This is a genomic window from Pseudomonas sp. LjRoot277 (assembly GCF_964253845.1).
Taxonomy (GTDB): Bacteria; Pseudomonadota; Gammaproteobacteria; order Pseudomonadales; family Pseudomonadaceae; genus Aquipseudomonas.
Map to the genome: position 1 here is coordinate 3,662,040 of NZ_CAXURI020000001.1, position 16,758 is coordinate 3,678,797.

Sequence of the window (16,758 nt, forward strand, 5' to 3'; positions counted from 1 at the left end):
TCAATGGAAACAGTTCATTAAACAACTAAGGATTGAAACATCCTTCATGTAAAGCAGGACACTTCTGTAGGACTTTCTACTAGAAAACTCGATGAACGGCAGAAGTCTGAACAGTGGCTGTATGACCTCCAGATAAACGATTCGCCGACCGGTTTTTCATGTTCCTTTCACAAAATCGGGAATAACCTCAATGGATCCGGCCTGTCTCTTTGCGAGGGACCAACCTGCCGACCATCGCAGAAAATGTCAACCTATCTAAATCGTCAGGTATTTCGAGTAAGTAATTGATGCAGCTTTTGTTTTAGCGTCTACGCTTGCAATGGATCCAAAATTTTTTTAGCCTCACAGGCTATTCACTCTTCAGCCCCGAGGTGTCCATGAGTCAGGCTTTTCTCCCCTTCTCCCGCCCCAGTATCGGCGATGAAGAAATTGCCGCCGTAGAGCAAGTATTGCGCTCTGGCTGGATCACTACCGGGCCGAAAAACCAGGAACTGGAAGAGCAATTCGCCAACTACGTGGGATGCCGTCATGCCGTGGCACTGTCCTCGGCCACCGGCGGGATGCACATTACTTTACTGGCACTGGGAATTGGTCCGGGCGATGAAGTCATCACGCCGTCGCAGACCTGGGTGTCCACTGCCAACATGATCTGCCTGTTGGGCGCGACACCCGTGTTCGTCGACGTTGATCGCGACACGCTGATGAGTGACCTGGCCAGCATCGAAGCAGCGATCACGCCGCGCACCAAAGCCATCATTCCGGTGCATTACGCCGGTGCCGCGTTCGATCTCGATCCGCTTTATGCGCTGGCCGACAAACACGGCATCCCCGTCATCGAAGACGCCGCTCACGCCGCAGGCACCTTCTACAAAGGTCGTCATGTCGGCGCGAAAGGCACGGCGATCTTCTCGTTCCACGCGATCAAGAACATGACCTGCGCCGAGGGCGCCATGTTTGTCAGTGACGATGAAGCCCTGGCCAGTCGTGTGCGCATGCTCAAGTTCCATGGCCTCGGTGTCGATGCCTATGACCGCCTGACCCACGGCCGCAAACCTCAGGCTCAGGTCATGGAGCCCGGCTTCAAGTACAACCTGGCCGACATCAATGCCGCCATCGCCTTGGTGCAGCTGAAGCGACTGGACGAAATCAACGCCAAACGCACGGAGCTGGCCGGCACTTATTTGCAGCGACTGGAAGGTTTGCCGGTGCAACCCCTGGCCCTTCCAGCCTATGCGCAGCAGCACGCCTGGCACCTGTTCATCCTGCGTATCGACAGCGAGCGCTGCGCAATGGACCGTGAAACGTTCATGAAGGCCCTGCAAGCGCAGAACATCGGCACCGGCATTCACTTCATCGCCACTCACCTCCACACCTACTACCGCCAGCGCTTCCCCAACATCTATCTGCCCAACACTGAATGGAACTCGGCACGGCTGTGCTCGATTCCGTTATTCCCCGACATGACCACCGATGACGTCGATCGTGTGGTCGACGCTATTGAAAACGTTTTGGACTCAAGCCTGTGAAACCTTACCCGATCCGTTGCGTGTCAATCGTCATCCCGGTCTACAACGAGCAAGACAGCCTGCCCGAGTTGCTCCGGCGAACTGAAGCGGCATGTCAGCAATTGCACCATGACTACGAGATTGTGTTGGTGGACGACGGCAGCCGCGACAACTCGGCGCAAATCCTCGAAGAGGCCGCCCATCGCGAGTGCAGCCCGGTGGTGGCGGTCATTCTCAACCGCAACTACGGCCAGCACGCGGCAATCATGGCCGGTTTCGAGCAGTGCAAAGGTGATGTGATTATTACCCTCGACGCCGACCTGCAAAACCCTCCCGAGGAGATTCCGCGGTTAGTGGCTCAGGCCGAGCTGGGTTATGACGTCGTCGCCACCGTGCGCAACAACCGTCAAGACTCGGCACTGCGCCGTTGGCCGTCAAAGCTGATCAATCTGGCCGTACAGCGCTCAACCGGCGTCGCCATGACCGACTACGGCTGCATGCTCCGCGCTTACCGGCGAACCATCGTCGACGCCATGCTCGCCTGCCGTGAACGCAGCACCTTCATCCCGATCCTCGCCAACAGCTTCGCCCGGCACACCACAGAAATCCTCGTGCCCCACGCCGAGCGCGAACACGGGGAATCGAAGTACAGCCCCATGCGCCTGGTCAATCTGATGTTCGACCTGATCACCTGCATGACCACCACGCCCTTGCGTTTGCTGAGCATCGTCGGCTTTGGCATGGCGGCCCTTGGCGTGCTGTTCGCCATTACGCTGATTGTGCTGCGCCTGGCCTTCGGCGCCCATTGGGCCGGCGACGGGACATTCGTGCTGTTCGCCGTGCTGTTCATCTTCACCGGTGGCCAGTTCATCGGCATGGGCCTGTTGGGCGAGTACCTGGGACGCATGTACGGCGACGTTCGCGCCCGCCCCCGGTTCTTTATTGAAAAAGTCCTGCGTAACCAACCCGCTGCCCCCGCTCCCGTTGTCACCGTTGACGGTCTCACCTCCATTTCTTCAGATCAGGTTCACTCATGAGTGCAAAAGCTGTTGTCTTCGCCTATCACGATATTGGCTGTGCCGGCATCGAATCCCTGCTCAACTCGGGCTTTGATATTGCCGCGGTGTTTACTCATCCTGATGATCCCAAGGAAAACGCGTTCTACGGCTCCGTTGCGCAACTGTGCGCACGCAAGGGCATCCCGGTGCACGCCCCGGACGATGCCAACCACCCGTTGTGGATCGAGCGCATCAGCAAGCTCAACCCGGATTACCTGTTCTCGTTCTACTACCGCAACCTGTTGAGCGAGCCGCTGTTGGCCACTGCCAGCAAAGGCGCCTTCAACCTGCACGGTTCGTTGTTGCCGCGCTACCGTGGTCGTGCGCCGGCCAACTGGGTGCTGGTCAACGGTGAAAGCGAAACCGGCGTGACTCTGCACCGCATGGTCAAGCGGGCCGATGCGGGCGCAATCCTCGCCCAGAAAACGGTGGCGATTGAGCGCAGCGACACGGCGCTGAGCCTGCACGGCAAACTGCGCGTGGCCGCTAGCGACTTGCTGCGTGACACGCTACCGGCATTGCTTCAGGGCAAAGTCAACGAAACCCCGCAGGACGAATCCCAAGCCACAGTGTTTGGCCGCCGCACGCCGGCCGACGGCAAACTTCTCTGGAGCAAACCGGCTGAAGAATTGTTCAATCTGGTTCGCGCCGTCACCCAGCCTTACCCGGGCGCATTCTGCGCCGTGGGCGAACACAAGCTGATTGTCTGGAACGCAGAAGTTGCCCAAGGCAATGAAGGTCAAGCGCCTGGTCGCGTCATCAGTGTCGACCCACTGCGTATCGCCTGCGGCGAAGACTCCCTGGTGATCACCGCCGGCCAGCGCAACGACAACGGCCTGTACCTGAGCGGCCCGCAACTGGCCAATGAACTGGGTCTGGTGGACGGTTCCGTACTGCGTGGCGCCGAGTCCGGTCGCGCCCCGCGTCGCACCCGTGTGCTGATCCTCGGCGTCAATGGCTTCATCGGCAATCACCTGTCCGAGCGCCTGCTGCGCGACGACCGATACGAGGTGTATGGCCTGGACATCGGCTCGGATGCCATCGAGCGCCTGCGCAGCCATCCGAATTTCCACTTCGTCGAAGGCGACATCAGCATCCACTCCGAGTGGATCGAATACCACATCAAGAAGTGCGACGTGATCCTGCCACTGGTCGCGATTGCCACACCGATCGAGTACACCCGCAACCCGCTGCGGGTGTTCGAGCTGGACTTTGAAGAGAACCTGAAACTGGTTCGTTACTGCGTCAAATACAACAAACGCGTGATCTTCCCATCGACCTCCGAAGTGTATGGCATGTGCCAGGACCAGAACTTCGATGAAGACACCTCCAACCTCATCGTCGGTCCGATCAACAAACAGCGCTGGATCTACTCGATCTCCAAGCAACTGCTTGACCGGGTGATCTGGGCCTACGGCCAGAAAGGCCTGAACTTCACGTTGTTCCGTCCCTTCAACTGGATGGGCCCACGCCTCGACCGCCTGGACTCGGCACGTATCGGCAGTTCCCGCGCGATCACCCAGCTGATCCTCAACCTGGTGGAAGGCACGCCGATTCGCCTGTTCGATGGCGGTGAGCAAAAACGCTGCTTCACTGACATTGCCGACGGCGTAGAAGCCCTGGCGCGGATCATCGACAACGAGAACGACGCCTGCAACGGCCAGATCATCAACATCGGCAACCCGGACAACGAAGCCAGCATCCGCCAGTTGGGCGAAGAGCTGTTGCGTCAGTTCGAAGCGCACCCGTTGCGCGACAACTTCCCGCCGTTCGCCGGGTTCCGCGATGTCGAAAGCAAAGCGTTCTACGGCACCGGTTATCAGGACGTGTCGCACCGCAAACCAAGCATCGCCAATGCCAAGCGCCTGCTGGACTGGACGCCGACCGTGGAAATGAGTGAAACCATCGGCAATACGCTGGACTTCTTCTTGCGTGAAGCCATGCTCGAAATCGCGGACAAGCGCTAATGCAGGCGGGCCTGCGGATTGATGTCGACACTTACCGAGGCACCCGCGAGGGGGTGCCGCGGCTGCTGGAAATGCTTGAAGAAGCACAGGTCAAGGCGACGTTTTTCTTCAGTGTCGGGCCGGACAACATGGGGCGTCACTTGTGGCGCCTGATCCGGCCGCAATTTCTCTGGAAAATGCTCCGTTCCAACGCGGCAGGCCTGTACGGCTGGGACATCTTGCTGGCCGGTACCGCGTGGCCCGGTAAACCGATCGGCCGTGATCTAGGGCATTTGATGCGTCAAACCGTGGCAGCCGGGCATGAAGTCGGCCTGCACGCCTGGGATCACCACGGCTGGCAGGCCAATGCCGGACGCTGGAGTGACAAGCAGCTGGTCGAGCACCTTCGTCGGGGCGTCGACACCCTCGCCGACATCATCGGGCAAAACGTCGAATGCTCAGCGTCCGCCGGGTGGCGGGCAGACGAGCGCGTGATAGAGGCCAAGCAGGCATTCAGTTTTCGCTACAACAGCGATTGCCGGGGCCAGAGCCTGTTCCGGCCGCGATTGGCCGATGGTGGCTTGGGAGCTCCGCAAATTCCGGTGGACTTACCAACGTTCGATGAGGTGGTGGGCCCCACCGTGGCGGCCAAGGACTTCAACGCTTTCATTCTTGATCGCTTCAGCCCCGAAAAACTCAACGTCTACACGATCCATGCCGAAGTAGAAGGGATTCTGATGGCCAACGATTTTCGTCAACTGCTGGCCGATGCGCGCCAGCGAAACATCCGTTTTCAACCCTTGGGCGATCTGCTGCCCGAGGTACCCGACACCTTGCCGGTTGGCCGAGTGCTGCGTGGCGCGCTCGAAGGGCGCGAAGGTTGGTTGGGAGTGCAAGGCGTATGAGCAAGCACTGGGCATTGCCGTTGTTGCTGGCCATCTTCGCTCTGGCGTATCTGCTGCCGCTGGGCAGCCATGGCTTATGGATTCCCGACGAAACCCGCTACGCCCAGATCAGCCAGGACATGCTCCTGAGCGGCAACTGGGTGTCGCCGCATTTCATGAGCCTGCGCTATTTCGAAAAACCGGTGGCCGGTTACTGGATGATTGCCGCCAGTCAGGCACTGTTCGGTCAGAACCTGTTCGGCGTGCGCTTCGCCTCGGCCCTGAGCACCGGGCTCAGCGTGTTGCTGTGTTACCTCATCGCCCGCCGTCTGTGGAACGAACCACGCAAGAGTTTTGCCTGCGCACTGCTGTACATGAGCCTCACCGTCATCGCCGGTGCTGCGGGCTACGCCAACCTCGATCCGCAATTCACCTTTTGGGTCAACCTGAGTCTGGTGGCCTTGTGGTTTGCCCTGGACAGCGCCGGCCGTGGCCAACGCCTTGTGGGCTGGGCCGTGCTGGGACTGGCCTGCGGCATGGGTTTCATGACCAAGGGTTTCCTCGCCTGGCTGTTGCCAGTGCTGATCGCCCTGCCCTGGATGCTCTGGCAAAAACGTTGGCGTGAACTGCTGATCTACGGCCCGCTGGCGATCGTCGTGGCCATCGCTGTCAGCCTGCCCTGGGTCTTGGCGGTGCATGCGCAGGAACCGGATTACTGGCGATTCTTCTTCTGGCACGAACACATCCGCCGTTTTGCCGGGGACGATGCGCAGCACGACGCGCCGTGGTGGTACTACTTGCCGTTATTGGTTGCGTTCAGCCTGCCGTGGGTGGCGCTGTTGCCACCGGCGCTCAAGCAAGCGTGGCAAACACGTCGCCAGGCGAATATCGCGTTCCTGTTGCTGTGGTTGCTGATGCCGCTGATTTTTTTCAGCCTGAGCAAAGGTAAGCTGCCGAGCTACATCCTGCCGTGCCTGTTGCCATTGGCGTTGCTGCTGGGGCACGCACTGGTGGACCGCTTGAAGATTGAGCAAGGCCGGGTACTGGGCATCAATGGTCTGCTGAACCTGCTGCTGGGCCTGACGATTCTGGTGGCCCTGGTCTACCTGCAACTGAAAAAACCGCTCTACAACCATGAACTGCACAACCTGGTGCTGGTGTTCATCGGTCTGACCGGCTGGATCATGGCCAACCTGCTGCAAGCCTTCAGACCTTTGCAATGCTGGGCGGCGCCAGCCTTCGGCAGTCTGCTGCTGATTGCCTTGTTGCCGGTCGGGCTGCCCGAGTCGGTGGTCGCCAACAAAATGCCCGACCAATTCATCCTCGAGCATGCCCAGGAACTCAGCCAGACCGATCAGTTGCTGAGCAACGACCTCGGCGCCGCCGGAGCGTTGGCCTGGCGCCTGAAACGCCCGGACGTGGCGTTGTACAACACGATAGGCGAATTGAAATATGGCCTCGCCTATCCTGACGGCGCACAGCAGCAAGTCGACCCGAACCAGGTTCAAACGTGGATGCGCGACGCCCGCCAGAGTGGTTCGGTCGGTGTGGTCATGCGCATCAAGGGTGACGACGAACTGCGCGAAATCGAACTGCTACCCAAGGATGGCAAGCGTTATGAACAAGGCAACATTGTGATTCTGATTTTTCCTCAGGAGGCGTCATGAGCCTGTTATTGCTCTTGACCGCCTGCCTGCTGACCTGCCTGGGCCAGATCGCCCAGAAATACGCCGTTGAAAGCTGGCGCGACAGGGCGTCGCTCTGGAGCGAGAAACTGCGTTCGCCGTGGTTGTGGCTGGCGCTTGCCTCTCTGGGATTGGGCTTGCTGGTGTGGCTGCTGGTGTTGCAACGCCTCGAAGTCGGCATTGCCTACCCGATGCTGAGCCTCAATTTCGTACTGATCACCCTGGTCGCCCGCTTCGTTTTCCACGAAACCATCGACCGTCGCCACTGGTTGGGCGTGGCGCTGGTGATCGGTGGCGTGGTGCTGCTGGGGCAACAGACATGAACCTGCGTCGCGGAATCACCTTCGCGTTGAGCAGCGTGCTGCTGGTCAGTGCCGCACAACTGGGCATGCGCTGGAGCATGAGTCGCCTGCCATCGCCCGAACACTGGCTCACCACCAGCATCGATCTGTCCGCTGTCGCCGTGGTGCTGGTCGCCATTCTCGCTTACGCCCTGTCGATGCTCTGCTGGCTCGCCGCCCTGCGGGATTTACCGCTGGGCCGGGCCTATTCGCTGCTGAGCATCAGCTACGCGCTGGTGTACCTGCTGGCCGCCAGCCTGCCGCTGTTCAACGAAGCGTTCAGCCTTTCAAAAACCATCGGGGTGGCCCTGGTCATCCTCGGTGTCATTACCATTAATTCTCGCCCTGCTCGCGCGCCCGAACTCAGGAGTGCCCCATGAAAATCAGTGTATTTGGTAGCGGTTACGTTGGTCTGGTGCAAGCCGCCGTCCTGGCAGAAGTTGGCCACGACGTGGTCTGCATGGACATTGACGAGAAGAAAGTTGAACTGCTGCAACAAGGCCACGTGAGCATTTTCGAGCCGGGGCTGGCCAGCCTGGTGCGCGAAGGCCTGGAAGGCAAACGTCTACAGTTCACCACCGACGAAAAACTCGCGGTGCAGCATGGCCAGGTGTTGTTTATCGCGGTCGGCACACCGTCCCGGGACGATGGTTCGGCGGATCTGCGTTATGTGCTGTCGGTGGGAGAAGCCGTGGCGCGTCATCGTGAACAACCGGTGATTCTGGTGGAGAAATCCACGGTGCCGGTGGGCACGGGGGACACCTTGCGCGCGCATATCGACAAGTGCCTGATCAAAGTCGGTCGGCTGTTGCAGTTCGATATCGTCTCCAACCCGGAATTTTTGAAAGAAGGCTCTGCCGTGGCCGATTGCCGGCGCCCGGACCGGATCGTCATCGGCTGCGAACGCGATGAGGTGCGTGACGTAATGCGTGACCTCTACGCGCCCTTCAACCGCAACCATGACCGGGTCATGTTCATGGACCTGCGCAGCGCCGAGCTCACCAAGTACGCCGCCAACTGCATGCTGGCGACCAAGATCAGCTTCATCAACCAGATCGCCGAACTGGCCGAACACCTGGGCGCCGACATCGAATCGGTGCGCCTGGGCATCGGCGCCGATTCGCGCATTGGCTATCACTTCATCTACCCCGGTTGCGGTTATGGCGGCTCGTGCTTTCCCAAGGACATGCGCGCGCTGATCCACAGCGCTGAAGAGGCGCATTGCTCCAGCGATCTGCTGCAAGCGGTAGAAGCGATCAACCAACGTCAGAAGCACAAGCTGTTCGAGCGCATCAATGCGTTCTACAAGGGCGATTTGCGCGGCAGGACCTTTGCCGTGTGGGGGCTGGCGTTCAAACCGAACACCGACGACATGCGTGATGCACCGAGCCGGGTGCTGCTGGAATCGCTGTTTGCCGCCGGGGCCAACGTCCGCGCGTTCGACCCGGAAGCCATGCAGGAAACCCAGCAGCTGTATCCCGATGAATCCAAGTTGATGCTCATGGGCACACCGGAGTCGGTATTGTCCGGCGCTGACGCCTTGATCATTTGCACCGAATGGCAGCAGTTCAAGGCCCCGGATTTCAGCCTGATCCAACAGCGGCTCAACGCACCGGTGATCTTCGACGGACGCAACCTGTACGACGCCGATCGCCTGGCCCGCGCCGGTTTCATGTACTTCCCGATGGGGCGCGGTGAATCGCGCAATCTGCCGATTCCGCATCAGCAGTGGCTCGCTGCTTCGGTCACCGCTTGATTGCGACATCACCCGGTATCCGCCGACAGTCTCTGGGGCTAGGGCTGTTGGCGCTGCTGCTGTTCAGCGCCGGGTTGTATCAACAGGCAGTGATCGGCTTCGATTCGCGTTTTGTGCTGTTCGCTCAGGAAATGCTGCGCCATGGGCCGACATTTTTTCCGACCACCTATGGCCAGCCGTATGCGGATTATTCTGCGCTGACGACGCTGTTCATCTGGTTGCTGTCGCTGCCGTTCGGGCAGGTCAACAGTTTGACTGCCTGGTTGCCGAGCGCCATTGCCGGGGCGGTGATCGTCACGTTGATGTACCGGTTGCTGGCGCCCTACTCCCAACGCTGGGCGTTGCTGAGCATCGCCCTGATGATGTTGACCAATACCTTTGTCACCGAAACCCGTGCCGTGTCCCAGGATCTGATGCTCGCGGCGGTGGCATTTGCGGTGTTCTACCTGGGCTATGCCGCCGATTATTTCGCCGCAAAGCGCCGGTGGTGGCTGATCTTTGCCTTGTTGCTAATAGGTTTCGGGATTCGCGGGCCGATCGGGCTGGTGATTCCCACGGGCATGCTGTGCAGCTATTTCTTGCTCAATCGACAATGGCAGCATTTTTTTGGTTTTGGCCTGATGGCTTCGGTGCTGCTGGCCGTGTGCGTTGGCGTGCTGTTGTGGCTGGCGGAAACCATCGGCGGCCCGGAGTTCATGCACGACGTGGTGCGCATGCAGATCCTGGGGCGCCTGGACGGTAGCGAAGGCGTCAGCGGTTCGCTGTATTACTTCACCAGCTCGGTGGGCAACTATGCGCTCGCGTATCCGTTGGCGTTGCTGGTACTGGCCGCGGTCTGGCTGACAAATCCGCGGCAGGCCGGTCCTGCTTTGCGCCTGTTGCAATACTGCACGGCAGCCGGGCTGATCGTGATGGTCGGGCTCTCGATCCCCCAGGCAAAAAAGGCCCGCTACCTGCTGCCGATGTTGCCCATGGCGGCGATCATTGCGGCGTATCCGTTTCAGGTGGTGCAAGGTCGGGTATTTGAGTGGTTGCGGGGGTTGATGCAAGGGCTGTGGTTGTTGATCCCGGCTCTATTGGTCGTTGGATTGATGGTCGCTCACCGACGTTTTTCCGAGCAAATGCCGACGCTGACTGCAATTTTGATCATTCTTGGCGTGCTGCAAGTCATTGCCCTGGCGGTGCTCTTTCGGCCCCGCTGGCGGGTTCAGACACTGGCCTTGTGCGCGGTCCTGGCGTTGTGGTTGGTCTATATTCTGGTATTCGAACCGGTCGAACGCCGACTCTACGACACCCGGACCTTCAGCCGCGCGGCATTCGCACTTGTCCAGAAAGACCCGGCGCCTCTGGTCCTGCACGCCATGGGTAAAGACGCCAAGGCGATCAAGTTCATGGTCAACATCGAGCAGGACTTACAGCCGGTTTTCACCGAATCGACCCAAGAACTGGAAAACCTTCAGGGGCCGCATTGGCTGATGATGGATGAAAGCGACTACCGCGCCCTGCAGGGCACGCCGTTGGGTGCATTGCCGCCCGTTTTGAGCGGCCGTTTCGACAAAAACGATTTCGTCCTGCTGCACCTCAATCCCTTGTAGCAGCTGCCGAGCCTGCGAGGCTGCGTTCGGCGACGCAGTCGTCGTGAACCCAGGCAACGCGGTGTTTCAGGAAGACCTCATGCGCATGTCTTGCGACGACTGCGTCGCCGAACGCAGCCTCGCAAGCTCGACAGCTGCTACAGTCGCCCGCATGAATTTCACTATTCGCCGTGCCCAACTTACCGACGCTGCTGCCCTCCCCGCCATTGAGCGGGAAGTTACTGTTAACCGCGGTTGAGCATGCCCGGGATCGAGAACTCTACGGTCTGACGCTGACCACGTTCCGCGACTTGCCGTGGAATGAACCGTTTTATCAGGGCATGGGCTTTGAAACATTGAGCCCTGCACAATTGGGTCCGCGATTAGCGACTGTATTAAACGACGAAGTCGCCCACGGCTTACCCGGTGAGCGACGTTGTGCGATGCGTTTGAGCCTTAGAGCGGCGCCTTCAAATCAACCCCCAACGCCTGGGCAAACGCCTTCACCAGAGGACTGCGCACGGTGTTGTGGCGAAGGATCAGATTGAACGGCGTGACGATGTTGATCAGGTCCGGGCGCACCGCCCGGAACTGCCCCTGAGCCACCATTGATGCGGCGTAATGCTGGGGCAGAAAACCCACGAAACGCCCGGTCTTGATCAGTAATGCCACCGCTTCGACCTGGGTGGCCGAGGCGGAAAAGCTGTCGTAGTGGGCAAAATTCAGTTTGTCGCGATGGATCGCGTAACGGTGGTTGATGCACTCGTAATCCTTGAGCACATGACTGCCGATTTCTGCGTCCGGCACCGAGAATAACGGATGACCGACCGCGCAATAAACTTCGGAGCGTTCTTCATAAAGCGCGTAGTAGTCAAACTCTTCGCGCTTCTGATAAACCGGCACGATCCCCGCCACTAATCGCCCCTCTACCACGCCTCTTTCCACCTCATCCAACTGAGAGGATTGAAGTTGGAACCTGACTTTAGGCGATGTCTCATTAATTATTCTAAGTGCAGCAACTAACGGCGAATTAACATCGGAAATCGTATTATCAATAACCCCCACACCAAGGTCACCGATCAGTTCGTTTTGCGCTGAACTAAGCCGATCACGAAAGTTGTCGACCGAGGCAAATAAATCAATCGACGCCTGATACACCAGACGTCCCTCTTCGGTCAGGTGAAAACCCTCGCGACCTCGGGTACACAGGCGCATGCCGATACGAATCTCCAGGTCGGAGATCTGTTTGCTGATGGCTGCCAGTCCCACATTCAGCTCGTTCTGGGCGGCACTGAAGCCGCCGGCCTCAACCACAGCCTTAAACACTTTGAGCAGTTTGAAGTCCAGACCGCTGAGGGTCAGCGGTGCCCGATGGCTCGTTTTCAACGGCGGGTTTCCGGAATTGGAAAGTGGGGTTTCCATAATGCCTATTTACCTCTGGCGCCCTATTCAACAACCTGTGTCCAACAACAAAAATAGTGCTGGTAAATAATAATGACCACAGAAAACCAGGCTTGGCAACCGCTAATAAATCCCGCACATCAGTGCCAACTCACTGATTTCGAACTATTAAAAGCTGACACTTCGATCAGCTCTCGCAACGATGCAACTGCCCTCTTGAAAACTGCTTAGGCCAAACCACGCCCAATTGATTTGTGGCGAGTGTTTCATGCCCGGCACACCGATTTCAGTTCGCTTTACCGACGAGGAAAACAACAATGTCTCAAACCACCGACCGTCTCTGGGGTGCTCGCTTCAAAAGCGGCCCGTCCGAAGCCCTGGCGGCCTTGTCCCGTTGCCCCGAGCGCTACTTTCGCCTCACCCCGTATGACCTCGCCGGTTCCAAGGCACATGCCCGTGAATTGCAGCGCGCCGGGCTGCTGAGCGAACAAGAAACCCAAACCATGCTCGACGCTCTTGAGCGCATCGGTGATGACTTTCGCGCCGGCAGCATCGCACCGACGCTGGACGATGAAGACGTCCACACCTTCATCGAACGCCTGCTGACCGAACGCCTCGGCGCGCTGGGCGGCAAGCTTCGCGCTGGCCGTTCACGCAACGACCAGACCGCCAACGACTTGCGCCTGTTCCTGCGTGATCATGTCCGCACCCTGGCCGTTGAAGTGCTGGCCCTGCAGCAAGCGCTGGTGGATCAGGCCGAGCAACACATCGAAAGCATCTGCCCGGGGTTCACTCACCTGCAGCAAGCTCAACCCATCGTTTTCGCTCACCACTTGCTGGCCCACGCCCAATCGATGTTGCGTGATGTGCAACGTCTGGTGGATTGGGACGTACGCACTTCGTTGTCGCCACTGGGTGCTGCGGCCATGGCCGGTTCCGCCATCGCTCGCCTGCCTCAGCAGTCGGCCAAGGAAATGGGTTACAGCGGCGTGTGTGAAAACTCCATCGACGCCGTGGCCAGCCGCGATCACGTTGCCGAGTTCCTGTTCATTGCCAGCATGCTCGGGATCAACATTTCCCGCCTCGCCGAAGAGTTCTGCCTGTGGTCGTCGCGGCAGTTTCGCTGGGTCGCACTGGACGATGCCTACGCCACCGGCAGCTCGATCATGCCGCAGAAGAAAAACCCGGACATCGCTGAACTGGCACGCGGCAAGGCGGGTCGCCTGATCGGCAACCTGACCGGCCTGCTTTCCACACTGAAATCCCTGCCGCTGTCGTACAACCGCGACTTGAGCGAAGACAAAAACGGCGTACTCGACAGTGTCGACACCCTGCTGCTGGTGCTGCCAGCCATGGCCGGGATGGTCGCGACCATGAAGGTCAACGTCGAAGAGTTGCGTCGTCAGGCACCACTGGGTTTCACCCTCGCCACCGAAGTCGCCGACTGGCTGGCCATGCGCGGCGTGCCGTTCAAGGAAGCTCACGAAATCACCGGTGCGCTGGTCCAGGCCTGTGAGAAACACGACATCGAATTGTGGGAAGCCTCGCCAGCGTTGTTCGCCGAGATTGATCCGCGCCTGACCGCGGAAGTGCGCGAGAGCCTGACCCTCGAAGCTGCCATCGCCGCCCGCAGTGGCTGGGGCGGCACCGCGCCGCAACAGGTGCGCGAGCAGATCGGCCGCTTGAAAACCGCCCTCGCCGCGCAGCAAGAGTGGACCGAGAACTATCAGGGCTTCCGCCTCTGAAGCAGAACACAAAACCTGTGGGAGCGGCGGTGCGACGATTCGACTTGCTCGCGAAGGGGCCGTGTCAGTCACCATTTATGTTGAATGACACACCGCATTCGCGAGCAAGTCGAATCGTCGCACCGCCGCTCCCACAGGGATTGTGGTTGGCCTGAATTACCAAGTGTACGGAGAAACAACATGAGCCAGACTCAGGCAGAACGACTCCAGTCGGAGCGCAAACTGGCGGAAAACCAGTTCGATATTACCCAATACCACCATGTGCCACGGCGCTACTACGGGCGGATCTTCTTCGCCACCGTCATCGTCATTGCAATTCTCGGGCTGGTGCGGGCCTTCGCCGAAGGCAAGATCGAGTGGTCTTACATCGGCCAGTTCCTCACTTCCCAAGCGATCATGTGGGGCTTGCTCAACACCATCGTCATGGCGGTGCTGGCCATGGCGCTGGGCATTGTTTTCGGGGTGATCACCGCGATCATGCGCATGTCGGCCAACCCGATCCTGCGCTACGTGGCAGTGACCTACACCTGGCTGTTTCGCGGCACGCCACTGATTCTGCAACTGCTGTTGTGGTTCAACCTGGCGCTGATCTTCCCCACCATCGGCATCCCCGGCCTGTTCGAAATGGACACCGTGAGCCTGATGACGCCGTTCGTGGCCGCCCTGCTCGGCTTGAGCATCAACCAGGGCGCCTACACCGCCGAAGTGGTGCGTGCCGGCCTGTTGTCGGTGGACACCGGCCAGTACGAAGCCGCCAAGTCGATCGGTATGCCGCGCCTGCAAGCGCTGCGCCGGATCATCCTGCCGCAAGCCATGCGGGTCATCATTCCGCCGGTCGGTAACGAGTTCATCGGCATGGTGAAAATGACCTCGCTGGCGAGCGTCATCCAGTACTCGGAACTGCTCTACAACGCCCAGAACATCTACTACGCCAACGCCCGGGTCATGGAGCTGCTGATCGTCGCCGGTATCTGGTACCTGGCCACCGTCACCGTCCTGTCCTTCGGTCAAAGTCGTCTGGAGCGTCGTTTCGCTCGCGGCGCCGGCAAGCGTTCTTGAGGAGTTCAACATGAGAAGCATCGTCAAGGCCGTGAGCCTGAACAAGTACTACGACCATTTCCACGCCCTTAAGGACATCAACATCGAAGTCGAGCAAGGCGAAGTGCTGTGCATCATCGGTCCGTCCGGCTCCGGCAAAAGCACCTTGCTGCGTTGCATCAACCAGCTGGAAAAAATCGACAAGGGTGGCCTGTGGGTCGACGGCGAACTGGTGGGTTACCGGATCGTCGGCAACAAACTGCACGAACTCAACGAATCGCAGATCGCCCGTCAACGCCTGTCCACCGGCATGGTGTTCCAGCGCTTCAACCTGTTCCCGCACATGACCGTGCTGCAAAACATCATCGAAGGGCCGTGCCAGGTGCTCAAGCGTTCGCCCAAAGAGGCGCACGAAGAAGCCGTGGAATTGCTCGCTCGCGTCGGCCTCGCCGACAAGCGCAACAGCTACCCGATCGAACTCTCGGGTGGTCAGCAACAACGCGTCGCCATTGCCCGTGCATTGGCCATGCGGCCCAAGCTGATGCTGTTCGATGAACCCACTTCGGCACTCGACCCGGAACTGGTCGGTGAGGTGCTGTCGGTGATGCGCGACCTCGCGCAAACCGGCATGACCATGATCGTCGTCACCCATGAACTGGGCTTCGCTCGCGAGGTTTCCAACCGCATGGTGTTCATGGACGGCGGGCAGATCGTGGAGGCTGGAAGCCCCGAAGAAATACTAATAAGTCCGCAAAACCCACGCACCCAAAGCTTCATTTCTGCCGTTCGAACCTAAGCGCCAGTCTCAGAAACCAAGAGCTGCGTAATAACACTCATAAGAGAACGACCATGAAGAACATAGTTATCCCAGCAGTACTCGCAGGCGTTATGGCTTCCGGCTTCACCTGGGCCGCCGAACTACCGGCCAGCATCAAATCAAAGGGCGAGGTCGTGGTAGCGATCATGCCGAACTACCCGCCGATGGACTTCAAGGACCCGGCCACCAACACTCTCACGGGGCTCGACTATGACCTGGGCAATGCCCTGGCCGAACGTCTTGGCGTGAAGATCAAATGGCAGGAAACCGGCTTCGAGCAAATGATCAATGCGCTGACCACCGACCGCGTGGACATGGTGATGTCGGGCATGACCGACACCGCTGAACGCCAGGCCAGCGTGACCTTCGTCGACTACTTCACCAGCGGCCCGCAGTTCTACACCTTGCAGAAGAACAAGGATTTCAACGAGATCATCGACCTGTGCGGCAAGAAAGTCGGCACCAGTCGCCGCACCACCTTCCCGGCGGAAATCGCCGAGTGGAGCAAGGCCAACTGCGAAGCCGCCGGCAAGCCTGCGATCAACGTGATCGGCACCGAAGGCTCGGCGGACGCCCGTGCGCAACTGCGTCAAAGCCGTATCGACGCCGCCATGCAGGGCAGCGAGACCTTGTCCTACCTGAAGACTCAGGAAAAGGACATGTACAAAACCGTGGGTCTGCCGATCTCCAAGCAGTTCACCGGGCTGGGCGTGAGCAAGAAAAAGCCTGAGCTGAGTGAGGCGGTGAAGGTCGCGTTGCAGAGCATGGTGGATGACGGCAGCTACCAGGCGATCCTGAAGAAGTGGGATCTGGAGTTGGGTGCGATCAAGACTGTGACCATTAACGCCGGCAAATAAGTTTGCTCCCACCGGGTCAAGTGCTGATCACAAACATGGCAGACGACCCGGATTAAATGTGGGAGCGGGCTTGTTCGCGAATGCGGTGTGTCATTCAACATCAATGTCGACTGACACACCGCATTCGCGAGCAAGCCCGCTCCCACAGGTT

The 16,758-nt window shown here is 59.3% G+C and carries 14 protein-coding genes and 1 pseudogene; 14 read left to right on the forward strand and 1 reads right to left on the reverse strand.

Features of this window, described 5'->3' with window-relative positions:
- The first annotated feature begins 377 nt into the window (after nucleotides 1-377).
- The 10 genes and pseudogenes from arnB to ACSQ87_RS17345 all read left to right on the forward strand — a co-directional run.
- The gene (arnB, locus tag ACSQ87_RS17300; RefSeq protein WP_223430406.1) at nucleotides 378-1,526 is read left to right on the forward strand and encodes a UDP-4-amino-4-deoxy-L-arabinose aminotransferase; all 1,149 of its coding nucleotides are present in this window, start codon (nucleotides 378-380) and stop codon (nucleotides 1,524-1,526) included.
- The gene (arnC, locus tag ACSQ87_RS17305) at nucleotides 1,523-2,542 is read left to right on the forward strand and encodes an undecaprenyl-phosphate 4-deoxy-4-formamido-L-arabinose transferase (RefSeq protein ID WP_223430405.1); all 1,020 of its coding nucleotides are present in this window, start codon (nucleotides 1,523-1,525) and stop codon (nucleotides 2,540-2,542) included. The genes arnB and arnC overlap by 4 nt, the downstream gene beginning before the upstream one ends.
- On the forward strand, nucleotides 2,539-4,530 hold the full coding sequence (arnA, locus tag ACSQ87_RS17310; protein WP_436273906.1) for a bifunctional UDP-4-amino-4-deoxy-L-arabinose formyltransferase/UDP-glucuronic acid oxidase ArnA: 1,992 nt from the start codon (nucleotides 2,539-2,541) through the stop codon (nucleotides 4,528-4,530). The genes arnC and arnA overlap by 4 nt, the downstream gene beginning before the upstream one ends.
- Complete coding sequence (gene arnD / locus ACSQ87_RS17315) at nucleotides 4,530-5,414, forward strand: 4-deoxy-4-formamido-L-arabinose-phosphoundecaprenol deformylase (RefSeq protein WP_223430403.1); 885 nt, start codon at nucleotides 4,530-4,532, stop codon at nucleotides 5,412-5,414. Before arnA ends, arnD begins: the two co-directional genes overlap by 1 nt.
- Entirely contained in the window at nucleotides 5,411-7,060 is a 1,650-nt protein-coding gene (gene arnT, locus ACSQ87_RS17320; protein ID WP_436273907.1) for a lipid IV(A) 4-amino-4-deoxy-L-arabinosyltransferase, read from the forward strand. Before arnD ends, arnT begins: the two co-directional genes overlap by 4 nt.
- Nucleotides 7,057-7,401 carry a 4-amino-4-deoxy-L-arabinose-phosphoundecaprenol flippase subunit ArnE gene (gene arnE, locus ACSQ87_RS17325; RefSeq protein WP_223430401.1) on the forward strand — a complete coding sequence of 115 codons (345 nt, stop codon included), beginning with the start codon at nucleotides 7,057-7,059 and terminating at the stop codon, nucleotides 7,399-7,401. Before arnT ends, arnE begins: the two co-directional genes overlap by 4 nt.
- On the forward strand, nucleotides 7,398-7,799 hold the full coding sequence (gene arnF / locus ACSQ87_RS17330; RefSeq protein ID WP_223430400.1) for a 4-amino-4-deoxy-L-arabinose-phosphoundecaprenol flippase subunit ArnF: 402 nt from the start codon (nucleotides 7,398-7,400) through the stop codon (nucleotides 7,797-7,799). The genes arnE and arnF overlap by 4 nt, the downstream gene beginning before the upstream one ends.
- A complete protein-coding gene (locus ACSQ87_RS17335) occupies nucleotides 7,796-9,175 on the forward strand; it encodes a UDP-glucose dehydrogenase family protein (protein ID WP_223430399.1) in 1,380 nt (459 codons plus the stop codon). Before arnF ends, ACSQ87_RS17335 begins: the two co-directional genes overlap by 4 nt.
- Nucleotides 9,172-10,770: an ArnT family glycosyltransferase gene (locus ACSQ87_RS17340; protein ID WP_223430398.1), complete on the forward strand. Its 1,599-nt coding sequence runs from the start codon at nucleotides 9,172-9,174 to the stop codon at nucleotides 10,768-10,770. Before ACSQ87_RS17335 ends, ACSQ87_RS17340 begins: the two co-directional genes overlap by 4 nt.
- Before the next feature lie 215 nt (nucleotides 10,771-10,985).
- Nucleotides 10,986-11,297, forward strand: a pseudogene (locus ACSQ87_RS17345) (hypothetical protein); the annotation flags it as partial.
- Here ACSQ87_RS17345 and ACSQ87_RS17350 read toward each other — a convergent pair.
- Nucleotides 11,206-12,171, reverse strand: a complete 966-nt coding sequence (locus ACSQ87_RS17350) for a LysR family transcriptional regulator (RefSeq protein WP_223430397.1) — start codon at nucleotides 12,169-12,171, stop codon at nucleotides 11,206-11,208. The pseudogene ACSQ87_RS17345 and the gene ACSQ87_RS17350 sit on opposite strands and share 92 nt — an antisense overlap.
- Before the next feature lie 296 nt (nucleotides 12,172-12,467).
- Here ACSQ87_RS17350 and argH point away from each other — a divergent pair, with 296 nt between their 5' ends.
- The 4 genes from argH to ACSQ87_RS17370 all read left to right on the forward strand — a co-directional run bounded on the left by argH (nucleotide 12,468) and on the right by ACSQ87_RS17370 (nucleotide 16,607).
- The gene (argH, locus tag ACSQ87_RS17355) at nucleotides 12,468-13,895 is read left to right on the forward strand and encodes an argininosuccinate lyase (protein WP_223430396.1); all 1,428 of its coding nucleotides are present in this window, start codon (nucleotides 12,468-12,470) and stop codon (nucleotides 13,893-13,895) included.
- A 180-nt stretch (nucleotides 13,896-14,075) separates the two neighbouring features.
- A complete protein-coding gene (locus ACSQ87_RS17360; protein WP_056745976.1) occupies nucleotides 14,076-14,954 on the forward strand; it encodes an amino acid ABC transporter permease in 879 nt (292 codons plus the stop codon).
- A 10-nt stretch (nucleotides 14,955-14,964) separates the two neighbouring features.
- Nucleotides 14,965-15,729 (forward strand): amino acid ABC transporter ATP-binding protein, encoded by a 765-nt coding sequence (locus ACSQ87_RS17365; RefSeq protein WP_033054778.1) that lies wholly within the window; start codon nucleotides 14,965-14,967, stop codon nucleotides 15,727-15,729.
- 53 nt (nucleotides 15,730-15,782) lie between these two features.
- The gene (locus ACSQ87_RS17370; RefSeq protein ID WP_223430395.1) at nucleotides 15,783-16,607 is read left to right on the forward strand and encodes an ABC transporter substrate-binding protein; all 825 of its coding nucleotides are present in this window, start codon (nucleotides 15,783-15,785) and stop codon (nucleotides 16,605-16,607) included.
- Nucleotides 16,608-16,758 lie beyond the last annotated feature (151 nt).

Excerpts from the sequence above, each read along its gene's own strand:
- ACSQ87_RS17350 (WP_223430397.1), bottom strand. The coding sequence starts at position 12,171 with ATGGAAACCCCACTTTCCAATTCCGGAAACCCGCCGTTGAAAACGAGC.
- arnA (WP_436273906.1), top strand. The coding sequence starts at position 2,539 with ATGAGTGCAAAAGCTGTTGTCTTCGCCTATCACGATATTGGCTGTGCC.
- arnT (WP_436273907.1), top strand. The coding sequence starts at position 5,411 with ATGAGCAAGCACTGGGCATTGCCGTTGTTGCTGGCCATCTTCGCTCTG.
- ACSQ87_RS17365 (WP_033054778.1), top strand. The coding sequence starts at position 14,965 with ATGAGAAGCATCGTCAAGGCCGTGAGCCTGAACAAGTACTACGACCAT.
- ACSQ87_RS17335 (WP_223430399.1), top strand. The coding sequence starts at position 7,796 with ATGAAAATCAGTGTATTTGGTAGCGGTTACGTTGGTCTGGTGCAAGCC.
- ACSQ87_RS17370 (WP_223430395.1), top strand. The coding sequence starts at position 15,783 with ATGAAGAACATAGTTATCCCAGCAGTACTCGCAGGCGTTATGGCTTCC.
- arnF (WP_223430400.1), top strand. The coding sequence starts at position 7,398 with ATGAACCTGCGTCGCGGAATCACCTTCGCGTTGAGCAGCGTGCTGCTG.
- arnB (WP_223430406.1), top strand. The coding sequence starts at position 378 with ATGAGTCAGGCTTTTCTCCCCTTCTCCCGCCCCAGTATCGGCGATGAA.
- ACSQ87_RS17360 (WP_056745976.1), top strand. The coding sequence starts at position 14,076 with ATGAGCCAGACTCAGGCAGAACGACTCCAGTCGGAGCGCAAACTGGCG.
- arnE (WP_223430401.1), top strand. The coding sequence starts at position 7,057 with ATGAGCCTGTTATTGCTCTTGACCGCCTGCCTGCTGACCTGCCTGGGC.
- arnD (WP_223430403.1), top strand. The coding sequence starts at position 4,530 with ATGCAGGCGGGCCTGCGGATTGATGTCGACACTTACCGAGGCACCCGC.
- argH (WP_223430396.1), top strand. The coding sequence starts at position 12,468 with ATGTCTCAAACCACCGACCGTCTCTGGGGTGCTCGCTTCAAAAGCGGC.